This is a genomic window from Geobacillus jurassicus NBRC 107829, assembly GCF_001544315.1.
Lineage (GTDB): Bacteria > Bacillota > Bacilli > Bacillales > Anoxybacillaceae > Geobacillus > Geobacillus jurassicus.
This window is the reverse complement of sequence record NZ_BCQG01000022.1, coordinates 25,887-44,477: the sequence shown is the minus strand read 5'-3', so window position 1 is coordinate 44,477 and position 18,591 is coordinate 25,887. Positions and strand designations below refer to the sequence as shown.

The 18,591-nt window shown below is 54.2% G+C and carries 15 protein-coding genes and 1 pseudogene; 10 read left to right on the top strand and 6 right to left on the bottom strand.

The window, feature by feature from the left end; all coding sequences use genetic code 11:
• The first annotated feature begins 49 nt into the window (after window positions 1-49).
• From ltrA to GJ1_RS08020, 8 genes and pseudogenes are all read left to right on the top strand, one after another.
• A pseudogene (gene ltrA, locus GJ1_RS18850) lies at window positions 50-1,317 on the top strand (group II intron reverse transcriptase/maturase).
• Window positions 1,318-1,611: 294 nt separating this feature from the next.
• On the top strand, window positions 1,612-3,327 hold the full coding sequence (locus GJ1_RS08050) for a putative bifunctional diguanylate cyclase/phosphodiesterase (protein ID WP_066230911.1): 1,716 nt from the start codon (window positions 1,612-1,614) through the stop codon (window positions 3,325-3,327).
• Between the two features lie 83 nt (window positions 3,328-3,410).
• On the top strand, window positions 3,411-5,117 hold the full coding sequence (locus tag GJ1_RS08045) for an ABC-ATPase domain-containing protein (RefSeq protein ID WP_066230908.1): 1,707 nt from the start codon (window positions 3,411-3,413) through the stop codon (window positions 5,115-5,117).
• Between the two features lie 432 nt (window positions 5,118-5,549).
• Window positions 5,550-5,918: a Na-translocating system protein MpsC family protein gene (locus tag GJ1_RS08040; RefSeq protein ID WP_066230905.1), complete on the top strand. Its 369-nt coding sequence runs from the start codon at window positions 5,550-5,552 to the stop codon at window positions 5,916-5,918.
• Between the two features lie 333 nt (window positions 5,919-6,251).
• Window positions 6,252-7,754 (top strand): NADH dehydrogenase subunit 5, encoded by a 1,503-nt coding sequence (locus GJ1_RS08035; RefSeq protein ID WP_066230903.1) that lies wholly within the window; start codon window positions 6,252-6,254, stop codon window positions 7,752-7,754.
• Window positions 7,747-10,359, top strand: a complete 2,613-nt coding sequence (locus GJ1_RS08030) for a DUF2309 domain-containing protein (RefSeq protein WP_066230900.1) — start codon at window positions 7,747-7,749, stop codon at window positions 10,357-10,359. Before GJ1_RS08035 ends, GJ1_RS08030 begins: the two co-directional genes overlap by 8 nt.
• A 199-nt stretch (window positions 10,360-10,558) precedes the next feature.
• Window positions 10,559-10,846: a hypothetical protein gene (locus tag GJ1_RS08025; RefSeq protein ID WP_245629363.1), complete on the top strand. Its 288-nt coding sequence runs from the start codon at window positions 10,559-10,561 to the stop codon at window positions 10,844-10,846.
• 112 nt (window positions 10,847-10,958) lie between these two features.
• Window positions 10,959-11,276: a DUF3870 domain-containing protein gene (locus GJ1_RS08020; protein WP_066230897.1), complete on the top strand. Its 318-nt coding sequence runs from the start codon at window positions 10,959-10,961 to the stop codon at window positions 11,274-11,276.
• 83 nt (window positions 11,277-11,359) lie between these two features.
• On the opposite strand, the gene GJ1_RS08015 is transcribed toward GJ1_RS08020, so the two are convergent.
• Window positions 11,360-12,559, bottom strand: coding sequence for an acyl-CoA dehydrogenase family protein (locus GJ1_RS08015; protein WP_066230894.1), 1,200 nt, complete (start codon window positions 12,557-12,559; stop codon window positions 11,360-11,362).
• 108 nt (window positions 12,560-12,667) lie between these two features.
• The gene (locus GJ1_RS08010; protein ID WP_066230893.1) at window positions 12,668-13,852 is read right to left on the bottom strand and encodes a CaiB/BaiF CoA transferase family protein; all 1,185 of its coding nucleotides are present in this window, start codon (window positions 13,850-13,852) and stop codon (window positions 12,668-12,670) included.
• Between the two features lie 498 nt (window positions 13,853-14,350).
• On the opposite strand from GJ1_RS08010, the gene GJ1_RS08005 reads away from it, so the two are divergent.
• On the top strand, window positions 14,351-15,181 hold the full coding sequence (locus tag GJ1_RS08005; RefSeq protein WP_066230892.1) for a glycosyltransferase family 8 protein: 831 nt from the start codon (window positions 14,351-14,353) through the stop codon (window positions 15,179-15,181).
• Between the two features lie 111 nt (window positions 15,182-15,292).
• Here GJ1_RS08005 and GJ1_RS08000 read toward each other — a convergent pair whose 3' ends face one another.
• The 4 genes from GJ1_RS08000 to GJ1_RS07990 form a co-directional block, all read right to left on the bottom strand.
• The gene (locus GJ1_RS08000) at window positions 15,293-15,478 is read right to left on the bottom strand and encodes a YfhD family protein (RefSeq protein WP_011229952.1); all 186 of its coding nucleotides are present in this window, start codon (window positions 15,476-15,478) and stop codon (window positions 15,293-15,295) included.
• Between the two features lie 90 nt (window positions 15,479-15,568).
• Window positions 15,569-15,697: a YfhE family protein gene (locus tag GJ1_RS17780; protein WP_075261675.1), complete on the bottom strand. Its 129-nt coding sequence runs from the start codon at window positions 15,695-15,697 to the stop codon at window positions 15,569-15,571.
• Between the two features lie 129 nt (window positions 15,698-15,826).
• The gene (locus tag GJ1_RS07995) at window positions 15,827-16,381 is read right to left on the bottom strand and encodes a GNAT family N-acetyltransferase (RefSeq protein WP_066230889.1); all 555 of its coding nucleotides are present in this window, start codon (window positions 16,379-16,381) and stop codon (window positions 15,827-15,829) included.
• Window positions 16,382-16,628: 247 nt separating this feature from the next.
• Complete coding sequence (locus tag GJ1_RS07990; protein ID WP_066230886.1) at window positions 16,629-17,546, bottom strand: TIGR01777 family oxidoreductase; 918 nt, start codon at window positions 17,544-17,546, stop codon at window positions 16,629-16,631.
• Between the two features lie 195 nt (window positions 17,547-17,741).
• Here GJ1_RS07990 and recX point away from each other — a divergent pair, with 195 nt between their 5' ends.
• On the top strand, window positions 17,742-18,554 hold the full coding sequence (gene recX / locus GJ1_RS07985; RefSeq protein WP_066230883.1) for a recombination regulator RecX: 813 nt from the start codon (window positions 17,742-17,744) through the stop codon (window positions 18,552-18,554).
• Window positions 18,555-18,591: the final 37 nt, after the last annotated feature.

Here is an 18,591-nt window from a genome sequence, read left to right as displayed (position 1 = left end):
ACAGCCCGGCAAGACCTGAATCTCATCCCGCGGAAGGAGAAGGATCTTGATGGTTCTGTCGGAACGCATCTTAGCGAGAGACAACCTCATCACGGTGCTCAAACGGGTCGAAGCCAACCGGGGAGCGCCGGGAATCGATGGAATATCGACTGATCAACTCCGTGATTATATCCGGACGCACTGGAGCTCGATTCGAGCCCAACTCTTGGAGGGAACCTATCGGTTGGCGCCTGTCCGCAGGGTCGAAATCCCGAAACCGGGCGGCGGCACACGACAGCTGGGTATTCCCACCGTGATGGACCGGTTGATCCAACAGGCCATCCTCCAAGAACTGACGCCGATCTTTGACCCGGACTTCTCTCCCCACAGCTTCGGATTCCGCCCGGGTCGCAGCGCCCATGACGCCGTTCGGCAAGCGCAACGATACATCTGAGAAGGATATCGGTATGTCGTAGACATCGATCTGGAAAAGTTCTTTGATCGGGTCAACCATGATATCCTGTGATGATCCGGGTCGCCCGGAAAGTCAAAGATCAGCGCGTGCTGAGATTGATCCGTGCATACTTGCAAGCCGGCGTCATGATCGAAGGGGGTGAAGGTGCAGACGGAGGAAGGGACGCCGCAAGGCGGGCCTCTCAGTCCTCTGCTTGCGAACATCCTTCTCGATGATTTAGACAAGGAATTGGAGAAGCGAGGATTGAAATTCTGCCGATACGCAGATGACTGCAACATCTCTATGTGAAAAGTCTGCGGGCAGGACAACGGGTGAAACAAAGCATCCAACGGTTCTTGGAGAGAACGCTCAAACTCAAAGGAAACGAGGAGAAAAGTGCGGTGGATCGCCCGTGGAAACGGGCCTTCCTTGGATTCAGCTTCACACCGGAACGAAAAGCGCGAATTCGCCTCGCTCCTAAGTCGATCCAACGCTTGAAACAGTGGATTCGGCAACTGACCCGTCCAAATTGGAGTCTTCCCATGCAGGAGCGTATCCAGCGCCTGAATCAATACACCATGGGATGGATTGGATATTTCCAGCTAATCGAAACCCCATCCATCCTTAAGAACATAGAAGGATGGATACGTAGAAGGCTTCGGCTTTGCCTATGGCAACAATGGAAACGGGTGAGAACAAGAATACGCGAACTGAGGGCGTTAGGGTTGAACGAGAAAGCGGTCATGGAGATCGCCAATACTCGAAAAGGAGCCTAGCGGACGACGAAAACGCTGCAACTCCATCAAGCCTTGGGCGAGCCAGTATGGCTTGCCCAAGGCCTCAAGAGTTTGACGCAACGATATTTCGAACTCCGTCAAGGTTGACGAACCGCCTAGTGCGGACCCGCATGCTAGGTGGTGTGAGGGGACGGGGGTTAGCCGCCCCCTCCTACTCGATGGATGTCTGCCTTTGATGATGTTGCCTATTCCCCAGTGCACAATCGAATCCTTTCTGTGCGGCATCGCGTCAGCGATTGGAAAGCAGTGTTTTCAAACAGAAGCGTTTCATGCAACACAATTTAGGACGATGACGTATTTCAGCGCTATGCCATTGAAATGGTCATACGTTATCATTAAAATTGGGAGCATAAGAATTCAAAGTAGAATGAGGTGAATGTTATGCCTTCTCTTCCGGAAGAGTTGAAAGATCTAGAATCCAAACTGCAACATACATTAAGAGAATTAGAGTCAATTCAAAAAGCGTTGGATGAATCGACGATTGTTGCGATTACCGACCAGACGGGAAAAATTACATATGTGAATGAGGCTTTCTGCCGCATCTCTCAATATAGCCGTGAGGAACTGATTGGAAACACCCATCGCATTGTCAATTCAGGATACCATAGCCGAGAATTTTTTAAACATATGTGGAAAACCATCGGGAAAGGGAAGATATGGAGGGGAGAGATCAAAAATAAAGCGAAAGACGGGAGTTACTACTGGGTTCAGTCTACCATTGTCCCCTTTTTGGATGAACGAGGAAAGCCGTATCAATACGTGTCGATTCGAACGGATATTACCCGTTTGAAACAGTATGAAGAGCAAATCAAATATATGGCCAACCATGATGATTTGACGGGCCTTCCCAATCGCCGTTTTTTAAGAGAGCAGTTTCCTAAATTGCTGAAAGAGACGAAAGAGGAGGAACGACTGCTGGCCGTTTATTTTATTGATTTAGCGCGGTTTAAAAACATTAATGATTCATTGGGGCATTCGGTGGGAGACGAAGTGTTGAAACAAATGGCTGCTCGTTTTCGAACAGTATTAGATCAAAAGCTGTTTTTGACTCGCGTGGGCGGTGATGAGTTTGTCGCTGTGGCGCCGCGGGTGAATTATCAGTCTATCCTTGCGTATGTGCGGACAATCCAACAAATGTTGGCCCGACCATTGGAGATCGAAGGAAGAGAGTTTATTCTCTCCGCCAATATCGGAATCAGCGTTTTTCCTTTTGATGGAGAAGATTTAAACACGTTGCTCGGCAATGCGGACATGGCCATGTATCATGCGAAAGAGGAAGGAAAATTTTATCAGTTTTATCATCGAACGATCAATCAGCGCTTAATTAGGGAAACGATATTAGAAAGCCATTTGCATCGTGCTATCGAAAGAGATGAATTTATTCTGTATTATCAGCCGCAGTACGATTTGTTCACTGGGGAACTGATTCGCCTAGAAGCGCTGATTCGTTGGTATAATTCAGAGCTTGGATGGATCCGCCCTGATCAGTTTATTCCTTTAGCTGAAAAAATAGGATTGATGCCAAAACTCGATGAGTGGGTGCTGTCTACGGCATGCCGGCACAGGAAAATGTGGAAACAAAGAGGGGGGTTCGAAGCGGATTTATCCATCAACCTGTCTGCTTCCCATTTCCAAATACCAGGCATGGCTAAACGGCTCCTTTCCATTATTGAAAGCAATGGAGATGATCCATGTCGATGGGAATTTGAAGTGACTGAACATATTATGATGCAGGATAGTGCGGTCGTGTACGAAAACATAAGCCAGTTAAAAGAGGCAGGCGTTAAACTGGCGATTGATGATTTTGGCGTAGGGTATAGTTCATTAGGATATATAAAGAAGTTAAAAGTGGACCGTTTAAAAATCGATCGTTCGTTTATCAAAAACTTACCGCAATCCGCTGATGACCAAGCCATTGTGGCTGCTGTGATCACGATGGCTCATCAATTGTCGATCGATGTCGTTGCAGAAGGAATTGAAAATGAGAAGCAAATTCAAATATTAAAGGAAATGGGGTGCAACGGAGGGCAAGGGTATTTTTGGAGGCAACCTGTGTCGGAAACGGAGATTGGATCGTTGTTGCAATGCAATGAGTGAACAGTTCAAAATGGCAATATAGGTTGTCTCGCCATACTCGGGCATGTTGAGGCAACGAATGAAGAGGAAAAGGAGCTGGTTTCATGGAAACGCTCAGACAACGGCTGCGATCCATTGATCAAAAGGGATATAAAGCGTATAAAACGATCGAAGGGACGTATTCGTTTCCACTGTTTACGCTCGCGATCGACCATGTGCAAGGTGATCCGTTCGCTGAGCCGTCGAAAATTCGCGTGATTGTGCCGCGGGCAAAGACCGTGTTGGCGGCGGAGTGGACTGATACGAAGCCTCGACGCATCCGCTGCGAAGACTTGCTTGCGCGCCGCATCCATCGTGAATTGCGGCAATGGTCTGCTCGGGCGCGCGGGTCGGGAAAAAGCGGACTTGTTCTGATTGACGCCCCGGGGCAAAAAGTGTTGGAACGGACGGCCGTGCAAGTGGCTGACGAGACGATTGCCGTTTGTTTGTCGGTCGGGTTGCCGGCGAATGGGCGGCGCATTTTGGCGAAAGAAGCCGAGACCATCTTTTTCGAGCAAATTCCATCCGTCATCGAGCGGGCGGTGTACGGCCTTCGGGAAGAGGACATTCGTGCGGCGGTCGAGCTTGCCGATCAGCAGCACGCCATTCGCCGCTATTTGCGTGAGCATGGTTTGGTGGCGTTTGTCAAAAACGGCGCGATTTTGCCACGGGAGAGCGGGGTGAGCGACAAGCCGCTGCAACGCGGGGCGGTGCCGTTTCAAAGCCCGCCGGAGCTGGAGATCGCGATCCCGATCCCGCACCGCGCCGAGCCAGTGAAAGGCATGGGCATCCGAAAAGGCATTACGCTTATTGTCGGCGGCGGGTATCACGGCAAATCGACGCTGCTTCAGGCGTTGGAGCACGGCGTGTACGACCATATCGCCGGCGACGGGCGGGAGTTTGTCATCACCGACAGCGGGGCGGTGAAAATTCGCGCCGAAGATGGCCGCAGCGTCGCCAGTGTTGACATTTCGCCGCTCATTGGCACGCTGCCGTACGGGAAAGAGACAAGCCGTTTTTCGACGGAAAACGCGAGCGGCAGCACCTCGCAGGCCGCGAGCATGATCGAAATGATTGAAGCCGGGGCATCGGTGTTTTTGATCGATGAAGATACGAGCGCGACGAACTTGTTAATGCGCGATGCACGCATGCAGGCGCTCGTGGCGAAAGACGCTGAACCGATCACCCCGTATATCGACAAGGCGCGTCAACTATTTCACGATTACGGCATTTCAACGGTTCTTGTCGTCGGCGGGTTGGGGGATTACTTGGATATTGCTGATTGCGTGATCAAAATGGAGCAGTACGTCCCGTTTGATGTGACGGAGGAGGCGAAACGGATCGCTGCACAGATGCCGTCGGGGCGGAAAGCGGAAGGCGGCGAGTCGTTTGGCCGCATCCGCGAGCGCATTCCGCTAGCGGAAAGTTTGAACAGCCAAAAAGGAAAAAAAGCGAAAGCAGCTGCGCGCGGACGGCACGTTATTCAGTACGGACAAACCGATCTATTGCTTTATGCGCTTGAGCAGCTGGTCGATGACAGCCAGACTCGGGCGATTGCCGCGGCGCTGTTGTATATGGAACGAAAAGGATGGCTCGACGGGAAGAAAACCATCCGCCAACTACTCGATGCGATCGAAGAACAATGGGACCGGCAAGGGTTAGGCTCGGTTTCGTTCCGAAAAGGGCATCCGGGTGAGCTTGCTCGCCCGCGCCGCTTCGAGCTGGTGGCGGCGCTTAACCGGCTGCGAACGCTCCGGTGCACCCAGCAGTAGCCAGCTTGGAAAGGAGAAAGCCGGTTTGCTTTTTCTTGGCGACGTTTCCGTGCAGGTTGGATTATGGTGTTATTTGGGAAGAGGAATGGCTTGGTTTTTGTTTTTCCCAGCTGCAACAAAAAATTAGGGTCCGCAGGATGTGAGGCAAGGGCGTTTGTTTTCCCTGCTGGCCAACGGAACAATGGACGCTCTTGTTTCAACAGGGGCGGCCGCATGCCGGTATCGGCCCAGGCGCGACCGGTGCGGGGCCGCTGCTCTTGTTCCTATAGACGATGCCTCATGCCCCGGCAAAACACGAATGAAACCGTTTTCTGTCGACGCCTTGCCGATTTTGCTCTAGCGCCATCCATCGATTATGGCTATAATAATGTTTATCAGTGCAACGTGGCGGATGGCGGCGGGAATCCGCGGGTTGGTTAGGGGGATCAGGGCATGAACAAGTCAAAAGGTTGGATGGAATCGGAAATCAGCAAAGCATTAACGAAATGGGAAAAAGATTTTCTCGGCCGCGGCTCGGTGTCAGTGAAAACCGATATTTTGCGCGATATGATTATCGTTTCCCTGCACGGCATCCTGACACCTGCTGAGTACGCTCTTTGTGAATCGAAGGAAGGGATGCTGGCGGTGAAACGGTCGCGGACGAGTTTGGTGGAATCGGGAGTCGATGACTTGAAGGAGATGATTTTGGAAATCACGGGTGAGAAGGTAAAAAGCTTTCATACCGATTTAAGCACCCGAACGGGTGAGCGGATTATCGTCTTTAAGCTGTTCAACGATTTGGAGAAACAGTTGACAAAATAAATTTTTTTCATGACAAGTCAACAAAGTTATTGTATAATTGAAACAACTTTTGTATAGTAAGTATAGAACAAAATAGAGGGCGATGCTGTCGGGAGCCCTTCAAAAAACCTACGCGTGCTTAGGTTCGTTGAAGGGAAACTGACCGTCGTCTGCCGCACGACAACGAACGGGAGATCTTCAAACAATCGAGCGACGATTGGTTGAAGGTAAACCGGCTATGGGCAATCGATAGGCAAATGGAACGGTCTTTTTCGGCCGTTTTGCCTGATTGACATAGCCGGTTTTTTCTTTTCTCTCGAACGATGTGCAAGCAGATGAGGGGAGGAGATGGCAATGGCAAATGAATGGTTCGCATGGGGATGGCTGGCGGCGGTGGCGATCGTTTTGGCCAGCGCGGTCATTTGGCTGTCTCCGCGCGTGCCGGAGCGATATGTGCATGTGCACGTCTGGCTGTTGTTGTTGCCCGGGGCGGTGGCGCTATGCGGATGGATCGGCGCCGGCGCGGTTGACATCGGCCTGTGGCGGTTTGATGCGGTCAGCTGGCTGTCCGCCGTTTATATTTCGCTTCTAAGCTGGGCGATTCAACGGTTTGCGGTTCGCTATTTGCACGGCGACCTCCGCTATCGACTGTATTTTTCGCTCTTGACATGGACGTCATTTGCCGCTTCGCTCACGTGGGCTGCCGATGACTTGCGCTTGATTGCAGTGTGTTGGGGGCTGCCGCTCGCGGGGCTTGTGGCGCTGACCAAGTTGAAACGAGAATGGGAGCCGGTTCGGTTTGTCGCCCGGCAGATGAGCGTGCTGTTTTTGACAAGTTGGATTGCCGCGGCCATCGCCGCCGTTTGGCTTGGGGCGGGGGCTGGGGAATGGACGCTCGCTTCCGCGCTGTCGGCGGAACGGTTGGCTCACCTTGGTCTGTGGGAAAAAGCGGTGATGAACGGACTGCTCATATTGGCTGCCATCATTCCGGCCGGGCAATGGCCGTTTCACCGCTGGCTGATGGAATCGGTCGTGACGCCGACGCCGGTATCGGCAGTGATGCATGCCGGGCTTGTGAACGCCGGGGGGTTGCTGCTTTGGCGCTTTTCTCCGCTCTTTAGCGGAACGTGGGCGCATGTGGTGCTGTTTCTGATTGCTTTTGCCTCGATTTTGATTGGTACAGGCGTTAGCTTTGTTCATGTCGACTACAAGCGCCAGCTTGTCGGTTCGACGATGGCGCAAATGGGCGTCATGCTCGTGCAATGTGCGCTCGGCGCTTACGGGGCGGCGGTCGTGCATCTAGTGCTGCATGGATTGTTTAAAGCGACGCTCTTTTTGCAGTCCGGTTCCGTCGTACCGCGAGTCGGCCGGGCGGGCATCCGAAGAGCGGGTGGTTCGTGGGCGGGCGGTGTCATCCTCGGCGTGATGATTGGAGCATCTTTTTGGCAAGCGGCTCCGCACGAACCCGCTCGGCTGTTGAGCGCGCTGTTGCTTGCGGCTTCCGCAACGGTCGCTTGGGGGCGGCTCGCCGATTTTCGCGAAGGACGTTGGCTTGGCTTTGCGGCTGTCGTTGCTTTGGCGTTGGTGTCCGAAACCGTGCGCCATCAATTTATGGCGTTGCTTCATAACGGGATGTCGTCTGCATTTTTGCCGCCTGCTTCGTTCGAATGGCTTGTTTGCACCTTGTTTGTGGTTGCGGCGTTGGTGGCTGTATGGGTCGCGAACCGGCGCAGCTCCGCGCTTGCGGTTCGCCTGTACATGCGGCTCGTTCATCTTGGCGAACCGCGCCCGGCGGCGACCGAAGCGCACCCGCATTACTTGGCGTCCTATATAAGGGAGGGGATGGCCCATGAGTAGAAGCGTCATATCACTTGAACGGTCGATGGAGGCAAAAAAAGCAATCGTTCGCCCGCTCGAGGCGACCGTCCGCGAAGCAGCGAAGGCCATCGCTCCGCTTTGGCCGCTTTCCGCGTTTATCGCCCGTCATCCGTGGATGGGCATGGAAGAGATGTCGTTTGCCGACGCGGCCGATCGGTTGCAACAAGCTTACGGCATTGACTTGTATCCGCCATTGACTGTTTTCCATACAGCGCTATCCAAAGGGGAGATTGATGTCTCCTTCATCGAGCGGCGGCTGCAGCGATGGTTGGACGATGAGCCGCTTCCTGTGCCGCGCCATGAAGCGGAGCGGTTATGCCGCGCCCTCCTTTGGAACGATGCGGTGCCAGAAGAAACAGTCCAGATGCCAGAACTGATCGAGTTGGCCGCCGCCGCGTCGCCGCGCCATGCTTCCATCCGTCCGCTATGCGCGCGCCTTGGTTTGGAGAAGCGGTTGGACCAACAAATGATCAAATGGTGCAAGCTGTTTTACGATCGAGGCGAGGCGCCGTGGGCGCTCCCGCATCGCGAGCGCGGCTTTTACGGGGCATGGCGCCGGTTGGCGCCCCTTGACCCGGCCCTGTCAAAAGCGGAGCGGAAGCGGCTTTCCGATTGGCCTGATCATCCGGAGGAAGCGCTGTGCCGAGCGCTTGAACAGCTCGGAGTGCAGGATGAGGAAGCGGTGGCATACGTAGAAGCACATTTGTTAGCTCTGCCTGGCTGGGCGGGGATGGTCATTTGGCAATCGCGCCAGGCAGGCGACGAAATGGGCGGATTGATCGATTACTTGGCTGTTCGTTTGTCGCTTGAGTGGGTGTTCGCGGCGCCGCATCTGCCGCTAAAGGAGGAAGAAAACGAAGACGATAGTGCTGTTGTATCGTTGTTGGCCGCCTGGATCCACTGGGGAGGAATGACGCCGGACGACTGGCGGCGTTTGTCGCTAAAAGATCGTCAAACTCGTTTGGCGTTCGCCGATCGGTTCTGGCGGATCGGCCGCCGCCATCTTTGGCTCGAGGCGTGGGAAGATACGTATGAAGCGAAGTTGAAAGAAGCGGTCCTCACCCGTCGACCTGAGGAGTCAAAAGAGCAGGCAGCAGCGCAGCTATTGTTTTGCATTGATGTGCGCTCTGAGTCGTTCCGCCGTCATATAGAAGCGGCTGGTCCATTTGAAACGTACGGCTGCGCCGGCTTTTTCGGCTTGCCGATCCAAACGCGCGTGCTTGATGGCGACGACGCCCATCCGTCTTGCCCGGCGATCGTTGCGCCGCAACATGAAATCAACGAAACCGCTTCTCCAAAAGAGGCGGCGCCGTACCGCCGGCGGCGCGATTTGTTCCGCTTTGTCGGCCGGACGTTTAAAAAAATCAAGCAGCATCTGCTCGCTGGTTTGCTGCTTCCGGAAATGAGCGGGCCGTGGCTCGGCTTGCACACGCTCGCCCGCAGCGCGGCGCCGGCTTGGGCCGGGCAAGCCATTCGCCAAGCGGAAGCGTCAGCCGAACAAAAGCCGAAGACGACGCTGTCGCTCGACTGCCAAGGGCATGACGAAACGACCGGACTGCCGATTGGGTTGACAAAAGAAGAGCAAGTGCAATATGTAAAACAACTCCTTGTGAACATCGGCTTGACGTCCTCGTTTGCCCCGCTTGTCGTCGTCTGCGGCCATGAGAGCGAAACGACGAACAATCCGTATGCGTCGGCGTTGGACTGCGGGGCGTGCGGCGGTGCCGCTGGGGCGCTCAACGCCCGCGTATTCGCCGCGTTGGCCAACTTGCCGCACGTGCGGGAAGAGTTGGCGAAAGAGGGCATTGCCATCCCTGGGGAGACAGTGTTTGTCGCTGCTGAACATATTACGACCGTTGACGAGCTGCGTTGGGTGGAAGTGCCGCCGTTATCTGAAGCGGCGAAGCAGTCGTTTGAACAGTTGAAACGTTCGCTTGACGGTGTCAGCCGCCAAGCGAACGCCGAGCGGATGGCGAAGCTGCCGCATGTCGGCGGCATGCCGCGCGATCCGGTCGCAGAAGCTCGACGCCGCGCTGTTGACTGGAGCGAAATTCGCCCGGAGTGGGGCTTGGCGGGGAACGCCGCTTTCCTGATCGGCCGGCGGGCGTTGACAAAGGGCGTCCATTTGGACGGCAGAGTGTTTTTGCACAGCTACGATTGGCGCGAAGATCCGAGCGGTGAGGCGCTTGCCGGCATCATCGCCGGGCCGGCGACCGTCGGGCAGTGGATCAACTTGCAATATTATGCTTCAACGGTGGCGCCGCATCACTACGGAAGCGGCGACAAAACGACCCAAACGGTGACCGGCGGCATCGGTGTCATGCAAGGGAACGGAAGCGACTTGCTGGCCGGCTTGCCGTGGCAGTCCGTCGCCGCGTCTGACCGTGAATGGTTCCACTCTCCGCTTCGGTTGCTTGTTATTATTGAAGCGCCGTCTTCCTATATCGAACGGTTGCTCGATGAAAATAGTGAATTTCGGCGCAAAGTCCAAAACGGCTGGCTCCGCCTCGCTTCGATTGATCCAAACAGCGGGGCGTGGGTGAGCTGGGAGGCAGGCCGCCTCGCGTCTGTACAGCAGCGCTAAAAAGAAACGATATGCCGCTTGCCGGTTTTGTCCGGCGGGCGGCTTTTCGTTTTTGGGCATAAAAAATAAAAACGTTTTGCCGATGGCGTGGGTATATAAAGTGAAAACTTCTTTCAGGAGGTCGAGAAATGGAGAGAGAGCTGATCGAGCAGGTCCAGTGCGGCGATGAGACCGCATTTGCGGAATGGAAATTCGCCAAGTGACAGATCAAGCGCCGGAAACGATTGCTGCTGAGCTGGAAAAGGAAGTGAAAGAGAAATACCCGATCATCATTCAAACCGGGAAAGTGAGTGAGCCGGTAGCTGGCTATGTCATTCACGGGGAAAAGGGCATCAGTGGAACGACGAGGTCGTTAAATATTACGTTGTTCCGAACGGCAAAGGCGGCGCGTTTATTATTGAGCAGTGGTATTTTTTCGAAGCAAGCGAAGGGCATGGGGCACGGTTTGATCATATGTTGCAACAGTTCCGCATTGTTGATGAAATAAACTCCGTTTCCCGTTAATTGTCAAAACAAAGGCAGGGAAAGCAGCGAAAGACAACGAAATAAAATAACAAGCCATTTTGTAAACATCAGTCGAGAAGGAAAGAGGGAAACGGATGAAAACGCAGTTTATCGCTGGTCATGCGCGGCTTCCGGCCGGAATGGCGGCGAAAAGCCTTTACGATACGCTGACGATCACGGCGGAAATTGATAAAAAATACGGGGTGATCGTAGAGGCGTCGTGCACACTCGCCACCGAACATGGGCGCGATTACGTGGCCCGCCTGCTTCGCGGCCATTCGCTGCGCGATGGCATCGACGATCTGCTCGCCGAGCTTGACGAAGGGTATTTAGGGAAAGCCCATTCTGCCCTGTGCGCGGCGCTAAAAGATTTGTACAAACAATATTGCAAAATGGAGGAGAAAGAGCCATAAGCAACTGCCCCTCATCGGTTGATGGGGGCAGCTGTGTTTTTGTGCGGGTCAGCGGTTTGGCCGCCCATGATTTCGTCGGTGCTTCAGCTTTCATCTGGCCGCCATGCCGGCAGCGTTTTGCGCAGCGGTTTGTCTTGGCGGTAACCGAGCACATATTCTGCCTGCATGATCGTATGGATTTCCCTTGTTCCTTCGTAAATGACCGGCGCTTTCGAGTTGCGCAAGTAGCGTTCGACCGGATATTCGTTCGAATAACCGTAGGCGCCATGGATTTGTACGGCGTCGTCAGCTGCTTGATTCGCGTAGTCGCAGGCGATCCATTTGGCGAGCGACGTTTCTCTTGTACAGCGGCGGCCTTCGTTTTTGAGAAAGCCGACTTTGTAGACGAGCAGGCGGCTGATTTGCAAGCCGGCTTCCATGCGGGCGATCATTTGCTGGACGAGCTGGTGACGGCCGATTTCTTTGCCAAACGTTTTTCGTTCATGGCAATATTTCACGCTTGCTTCAAGACACGCCATAATGAGACCGACTGCGCCGGCAGCGACGGTGAAGCGGCCGTTGTCGAGCGCCGACATGGCGATTTTGAATCCCTCACCTTCTTCGCCAAGCAAGTTTTCTTTCGGAACGCGGACGTTGTCAAAAAACAGTTCTCCCGTGTTGCCGGCGCGAATGCCGAGTTTGCCTTTGATGGGGCGCGACGAAAAGCCCGGCATGGTCCGCTCGACGATAAAGGCGGAAATGCCGCGATGCTTTTTCGATTTGTCCGTATAAGCGAACACGAGAAAGTGGTCAGCGATGTCGGCGAGGGAAATCCACGTTTTTTGTCCGTTTAAAATATAGTCATCGCCATCGCGGACAGCCGTCGTTTGGATGGAGGCGACGTCCGAGCCGGCATTCGGTTCGGTCAGGCCGAACGCGCCGATTTTTTCCCCGCGCGCTTGCGGGACGAGATATTTTTGTTTTTGCTCTTCCGTCCCCCATTGCAAAAGCGTTAAGCTGTTCAGCCCGGTGTGGACGGAGACGGCGGTGCGGAACGCCGTATCGCCGCGCTCGAGCTCTTCGCAGACGATGGCGAGCGAGTTGTAGTCCATGCCCATGCCGCCGTATTGTTCCGGGATGCAGACGCCCATTAAATTGAGCTCAGCGAGCCGCTTGAAAATGTTGCGGTCGAATTCGCCGCGCTCATCCCATTCTTTGATGTACGGCATAATTTCTTTATCGACGAATTTGCGCACCGTTTGCCGGAGCATTTCTTGTTCGGGTGTAAAGTCGAAGTTCATCATCGTTTCCATCCCCCTATGCGATCGTTTGATTTTTAATGGCTTTCGTGTCAACGTTCGTTTCCTTTGTTTCAGCGGACGCTGAAGCCATTGATCAAAACAACGGCTCATTCATTCGACTTGATCGTGCCGACTGTTTTCAGCGGCCGGACTGCTTTGCCACCCGGGGGCGTCCTCGCCGTTATGCTCGCCGGCCAGCGGGGGCGGCAGCCGATAAGACACCGGCGTGTCGGACAGTTTCAGCGGGCTGGCGACAAGCTTTAGCGGACCGACGGTTGGATGATGCACTGTAACCGTCATCTCGCGCGCCGCCGTTTGCGGATGGCGGAACAGTTCATCGAGCGTCTGCACCGGTCCGCACGGAATGCCTTTTTCAGCGAGAAGGCGCTGCCACTCCGCCCGCGTCCGCCGCCTGATTTCCTCGTTCAGCCGCCGGTTCAGTTCATCGCGATGGGCGACGCGGCTGGGGTTGGTTTGAAACCGCGGATCGGATCCGATCGAGCGGTCCGACAACAACGAACAAAGCGCTTGAAACTGCCGGTCATTGCCGACGGCGATGACGATCGGTCCGTCGCTTGCCTCGTATGTGGAGTACGGGGCGATGTTCGGATGTTCATTGCCAAGCGGCTTCGGGACGTCGCCGGACAACAAATAATTGGCGGCGACATTCACAAGCGCGCTCACGGCGCAGTCAAACAAAGCGAGATCAATTTTTTGCCCGCGCCCCGTTTTCTCGCGGGCCAAGAGCGCCGCTTCGATCGCGATGGCGGCATACAGGCCGGTGAATACATCCGTGACGGCGACGCCGACTTTGAGCGGACCGGTGTCCGCGGTGCCGTTAATGCTCATCCAGCCGCTCATCGCTTGAATGATGTAGTCGTAACCGGCAAGCGGAGCGAGCGGTCCCGTCTCGCCAAAACCGGTGATGGAGCAGTAGATGAGGCGTGGGTTGAGGCGCGACAACGCTTCATAGCCAAGCCCCCATTGATCCATCGTTCCGGTTTTGAAATTGTGGATAAGGACATCAGCTGTTTCGGCGAGGCGGCGAATCGTCTCTTGTCCTTCTGCCGATTTTAAATTGACGGTGATGCTTCGTTTGTTTCGATTGACGGCGGTATAGTAAGCGCTCATGCCGTTTTGAAACGGCGGACCCCAAAACCGGGTGTCATCCGACCCGCCCGGCGCCTCAATTTTAATGACATCAGCGCCTAAATCGCCTAAAATCATCGTCGCATACGGGCCGGCCAACACGCGCGATAAGTCGAGCACACGCACGCCATCGAGCGCTCCTGGCATCGATTTCCCTCCTTTCTTTTCACATGCAAAAAGCCGGTTCCCACACAGCGTGCAAGATAGGAACCGGCTTGAACGGACTGAGAAGGCATTCCGGCGCGGAGATGCCGTCAGGCCGCACAGTTCTTTTTGTGGTCGATGCATGGAAGCAAACTGCCAACGCTGCCTGTCAGGCAACGGGGCTATCGGACAGATGGTAGAGGCCGTCCGGTCTGCACAAGCGGCCGAGCTGGCAGGAGACGGCTACCCTATATGTTTTATTATAGTTATTTGTTTGATAATTGTAAATAGTCGAACAAGAAATTTGCCAGCGAAAGCCGGCCGGCGAGGGGAATAAGGCATATTGCCGCGTTACTGGCATAGGCCCTTTTCAATACAAAGGAATGACAAGAAATCGTCGCCCGGTCGGACAATTTGGCGTGAAAAGAGCGCAACATTCACCTAAATTTCTATATAATTGTAGAGAAAGGGGAATTGATGACGCAAAGGAAGTGATGGTGCATGTTTCATGTGTTAGTCACGACAGACGCCAATTATCTTCCGCCATTAAAAGTCTTGATGCATTCGCTGTTTTGCAACAACAGGCGCCCGTTTACGTTTTATTTATTGCACTCGCGCATCGCTGCGCATGAACTTCAGGCGCTTGGCGAGTTTGTCCGCCGTCAGGGGCATGAGCTCGTGCCGATTTACGTTGATCCGCAACTGTTTCATGATGCGCCTGTTTTCCGCCACTATACGGTGGAGATGTATTACCGGCTGGCGGCGCATTTGTTTTTGCCGCCGGATGTCGAACGTGTCTTGTACCTTGACCCGGACATTGTGGCGATCAACCCGATGGATGAGCTGTATGACATGGACTTTGAAGGGAACTTGTTCATCGCGGCTGAGCATACCCATTCGACGAAGGTGGCAAACTTGTTCAACAAGTTGCGGTTAAAAACGCCGAACGCGAAAGGGTATTTCAATACGGGTGTGATGATGATGAACATTGCGATGATGCGCGAGCACATCCGTCTTGCAGACATTTACCAGTTCATCCGCGACAACCGGTTCAAGCTTGTTCTTCCCGACCAAGATGTCTTAAACGGGCTGTATTGGGACAAAATTAAGCCGGTCGACGGCTACCGCTACAATTATGACGCGCGCTATTACGACTTTTTGCAGCTTTTGCCCAACCCGAAACATGATTTAGCTTGGATTGAGGAAAACACCGTTTTTATCCATTATTGCGGCAAGGAAAAACCGTGGAAAGACAATTACAAAGGGGAGTTGGGGCGGTTTTACAAACGGTACAGCCAAGTGTTGGAGCTCGAGGGCGAGGCGACGGTGTAGCGCGGCTTGGGAGACGCGTTTAAACAAAGAAAGTCCCCCGCTTCAAGCAAAGCGAAGTGGAAGCGGTTCACAGGAAAAAGGCGCCCCATAAAAGAGGGGCGCCATGTTCGGTTACTGTTTGCGCTCTTGCCGGCGGATGCCGGCTGCGGCCGCGCGCGCTTGCGCTTCGAGGTCTTCGTGGTCGGCAAATTCTGCCGAGTATTCGACATCAATGCCGTCAGATTTCAGCTGTTTCGGCACTTGCGGCAAAGTTGCTTTGTTTTTGTCGCGCGTCCGTTGTCCACGAGAACGGCCCATCACCCATGTCCCCCTATTGCAAAGTGTGAATCGTATGATTCATTCATTAGGATGGCATGGACGGCGCCGCTGTATAAATAGCAATCGTTTCTAGCGGCGCGCTTTTTTGTCCGTATAGCCGCCCGCCTGATCCGCCATTTTAAAATCGCGGGCGTAGCTTACTTCTTGCGCGCTCGTCAATGTATGTTTCACTTTTTCGCGCTTCCGTTTTTCCGCCATCGCTTGTTCCCTCGCTTTGCATTCATATTCCTTTAGTTCCATTTTGCGCGAAACACGGTGTTTTTATGCACGCAAAAAAGAGGATGCCCGTTTGGACAGCCTCTTTTTCCATCGATGCCGCCTCCTGGCTTATGCCTCTTTGCGCTGTTCTTCATTGTGGCCAAAGGAGGGATGGCGCATCGTATAGAGCGTGTAGTTGTCTTTCGTAATTTCATACAAATTGTATACATCCGCGCCGATTTGCTCGAGCAGCGCCCGCCGCGTTTCATTGGCCGGCGTGACGTACGGAAGCTTTTCCGCCGCTTTGATCGAGCGGATGTTGACTTTGCGGATGCGCAAAAACACCGTGTCGATCGACAACTCATAAAACAGCTCATGGAAAAACGCTTCTTTGGCGCGCCGATTGTAGCCGAGCCCATGGTACGGCTTGCCGAGCCATGTGCCTAAAAAGCCGGCACCATCTTGAATGTCAAAGAGGCTGATCGTGCCGATCGGGTTTCCCCATTCGTCCAAAATGGTGCGCGAAATGAGCTCACCGCGTTCTTCCGCCTCAATAAGCTGTTTCGTCATGAATAAAAATTCTTCGTACGAGCTGGCCTTTTGGCGCACGAAAGGGAAGACGTCCGGATGCACCATCAGCTCGTACAGCGCATGGCAGTCTTGCAGCTCGCGTTTTTTCAACATGGCCAATCCCTCCTTCGGATGCCGAGGGCGGCCCTCCTAGTGGGAGCCCACCCTCGAAATTTTTTTATTAAAACTTCATTAAAAAAATTTCGGGGTGGGAATCGAACCCACTAGAACCAGCGCGAGCGCTGGTGGCGCACCATTTGCCTTCCCCATTGTTCCTGTTCGTATGCGGTTATCAGCGACAACTGGTCTAAGGTCTCCTTTATCATACACGATCGGAGGCAAAAAGGAAATTGTTTTTTTGTTAATTTTTTTTGGATATTTTTTGTCGGTCATGCGGCAAAAGCAAATCGATGAGACAGTCTTCCAACGTTGGAAACGAAAAGCGGAAGCCGGCTTGCAATAGCTTCTTCGGGATGACGCGTTGCCCTTCGGTGACGAGCATGCTCATTTCGCCAAGGAGGAGGCGAAGCGTCCAAGCGGGAATCGGAAGCCAATGCGGGCGGTGAAGAAGCCGGGCGGCGGTCAGGCCAAACTCTTTCATTTGCACTGGATGGGGCGCAGTGAAATTGATGGGGCCGGACAGCTCCTCGTGTTCGATGATGTACGAGACCGCACGCACGACGTCTTCAAGATGAATCCATGATAGCCATTGCCGTCCGCTGCCGATTGGGCCGCCGACCAACAACCGGTACGGCTTGATCATCATCGGCAAGGCGCCGCCATGTCGGGCAAACACGACGCCAAAGCGAGCGTAGACGGTGCGGATGCCAAGCTGCTCGATCGGACGGGCCGATGCTTCCCATGCTTGGACGGTCTGGGCTAGAAAGTCGCCGCCGTAATCGATCGTTTGCTCGGTAAATGTCGCGGAGTCCGAAGTGCCATAAATGCCGATGGCGCTGGCGTTGAGAAACAGCGCAGGGCGTTCGGGCAGCGAGTGAATGTAGTTCGCCATCGCTTCAGTGGCTCGGAGGCGGCTGTCGACAATCACTGCTTTCTGCTTCGCTGTCCACCGTTTTCGGTTCAGCGGCTCTCCTGCCAAGTTGATGGCCACATCGATGGCGGCCGGTTTTTGCCTGTCAGCGAAGGAAAGGTAATGAATGTGGCCGTCCGAAGGTTGGGGCGTGCGGGTGAAAATGTAGACGTGATGTCCTTGCTCGGAAAAGCGACGGGCGAGCGCCTGGCCGATCAGCCCGGTGCCGCCATTGATGGCGATGCGCATCGTTCGTTCCTCCCTTATTTCTCATTTTATGCGTGGAAACCGGCGGAAAATCAGTAGGCACAAGGCGAGGCTTTCTTTTATTTTTCGCCGTTTATGCGCCGAATCCCTCTTTTCTGATCAAATGAGATGACCAAACTGTCGTTTTCGCCGCCGTCCCCCTTATGGTACGATAAAATAGAAGAAGGGAGATGAGCGATGGGAACGATTGTCGATCTGGCGGTGACGAAAGAAAACGCCGAACGATTTTTCCTTGTCGTGCACCGTGATAACGCGCCGCCGCTCATGTTGACCATCGACCAAGATGTCGTACTGAAATTCCGGTTGAAAAAAGGGATGACCGTCGATGACGCGCTTCTCCGCGACATCGTCTACGCTGATGCGGTGAAAACAGCGTATCAACAGGCGCTTTACTTTTTGGCGCACCGGATGCGCTCGGAACATGAGGTCGCGGCGCACTTGCGAAAAAAAGGCGCTTCGGATTCGGTGATTGAGGAAGTGCTCAAAAAACTTCGCGCCGAGCGGTATGTCGATGACGAGGCGTTCGCGGCCGCTTATGTGCGCACCCAAAAAAAGACGTCGGCGAAAGGGCCGCTTCTTGTCCGCGCTGAACTGGAACGGCTCGGCGTGCCGAGCCGTTTGATCGAGCAAAGTTTGGCGGAGTATACGTTGGCTGAACAGGTGGCCGTCGCCCGCTCGCTTTACGAAAAGGCGAAAAAGCAACGGCGGGCGGAATCGGCCCGCGCGTTTTTGGAACGAGTGCGGCAGCAACTGATGCGCAAAGGGTTTCCGCATCAGGTGATTGCCGCCGTTTTGGCGGAGGGCAGTGATCGTACTGAACAAGAGGAATGGGAGGCGATCTGTGTTCAGGCAGAAAAAGCGCACCGCCGCTACGCGCACCACCCGCGCCCGCTTTATGAGCAAAAAATGCGCCAAGCCTTATACCGAAAAGGATTTTCGCTCGCCTTGATCGATGAATGGCTGCGCACGCACGTGGGTGGCAGACGATAACGAGCGGAAAGCCCGATGGGCGCCGCCGGATCGCCTC